The sequence below is a fragment of the Ignavibacteria bacterium genome (assembly GCA_025612375.1).
Lineage (GTDB): Bacteria > Bacteroidota > Ignavibacteria > Ignavibacteriales > SURF-24 > JAAXKN01.
The window spans coordinates 1-1,424 of the sequence record JAAXKN010000121.1 but is presented as its reverse complement, the minus strand read 5'-3'; the positions used below and the strand labels follow the sequence as shown (position 1 = coordinate 1,424).

The following is a 1,424-nucleotide window of genomic DNA, read 5'->3' as shown; positions in this document are numbered from 1 at the left end:
GGGAGTGTAAATCTTTTTGTGTAAATGGATTTGAAAAAGTATACATAAGCGTAGTCCCGAGGGACGAAGTGTTGTATACTTTTTCTGGCAGCCGGATTTGGCGGCCATGTTAATAAATCATATTTTAACAAATCGTTTTACACAGGAGATACTATAATGGTAAAAATCAGCGATGATGCCATTGAACTGTTTAAGAAAAAGCTCGCATCGGCCAAGTCATATGAAGACCTGATGGGTAAAGGCGGAGCCATTAAGGACCTCATTAAATCTTCCCTCGAACAGCTGCTTGAAAGTGAGATGACGGAGCACTTAGGCTATGACAAACATAACCCTGAGGGTAATAACTCCGGCAACAGCAGGAACGGTAAGTCCCAAAAGACGCTTAAGACCGATGAAGGTGAAATTGACATCACAATTCCCCGTGACCGTAATGGAGAGTTTGAGCCGATTGCCGTACCCAAGCACCAGCGGACACTGGGGGGGCTGGAAGATAAAATAATATCGATGTACGCCAAGGGTATGAGTGTCCGTGACATTCAGGCCCATTTTGAAGAGATGTACAGCGTAAAATTGAGTCCCACATCAGTTTCTAACATAACAGATTCCATGATTTCAATGGTAAAGGAGTGGCAGACCAGGCCACTTGAATCGATCTATCCTATTGTCTTCCTGGATGCCATACACTACAAGGTCAAAGAAGATGGAAGAGTAGTAAATAAAGCAGCCTATACCTGTTTAGGCATTGATATAAATGGCTACAAGGATATGCTTGGCATCTGGATAGGTGAGGCCGAATCTTCAAAGTTCTGGATGAATATATTAAACGAACTGCGTCATCGGGGAGTCCAGGACATTCTGATTGCCTGTGTTGACGGCCTGAAAGGATTTACGGAAGCCATCGAAAGTGTATTCCCTGAAACACAGGTTCAGAAATGCATAATTCACCAGATCCGAAACAGCTTTAAGTACATTTCGACTAAGGATCAGAAACAGTTTATGAAAGAATTAAAGCCGGTTTATAATGCCCCAACTGCCGAAGCAGGTCTTTATGAGCTCGATAAACTGGATGAAAAATGGGGGAAAAAGTACCCGCTTGTAATCAGGTCATGGAGAGAAAACTGGCCAAATCTTTCAGTGTTTTTTCAGTACCCTGATGAAATCAGACGCATTATTTATACGACAAATGCCGTGGAAGCTCTTCACCGTCAGTTCAGGAAAGTAACCAAGGCAAAAACCCAGTTCCCAAATGATGAGGCATTGACAAAAATGCTTTTCCTAAGTTACAAGGATATTTCTAAAAAATGGACCAGCACACTCCGGAATTGGTCCTATGTTATATCTCAGTTTTCTGTTATTTTTGAAGAAAGAATTTCTAAATTCTTATGAGTTCATTTTGCCGTTTACACAAAGAATTTTACAGTCTC

Annotated in this window: 1 protein-coding gene; it reads left to right on the top strand. The window is 41.6% G+C overall.

All coding sequences use genetic code 11. The features are described 5' to 3' along the window. Positions 1-156: 156 nt before the first annotated feature. The gene (locus HF312_21590; protein ID MCU7522804.1) at positions 157-1,386 is read left to right on the top strand and encodes an IS256 family transposase; all 1,230 of its coding nucleotides are present in this window, start codon (positions 157-159) and stop codon (positions 1,384-1,386) included. Positions 1,387-1,424: the final 38 nt, after the last annotated feature.

Coding starts and splice junctions, on each gene's coding strand:
- HF312_21590 (MCU7522804.1), top strand. CDS start 157: ATGGTAAAAATCAGCGATGATGCCATTGAACTGTTTAAGAAAAAGCTC.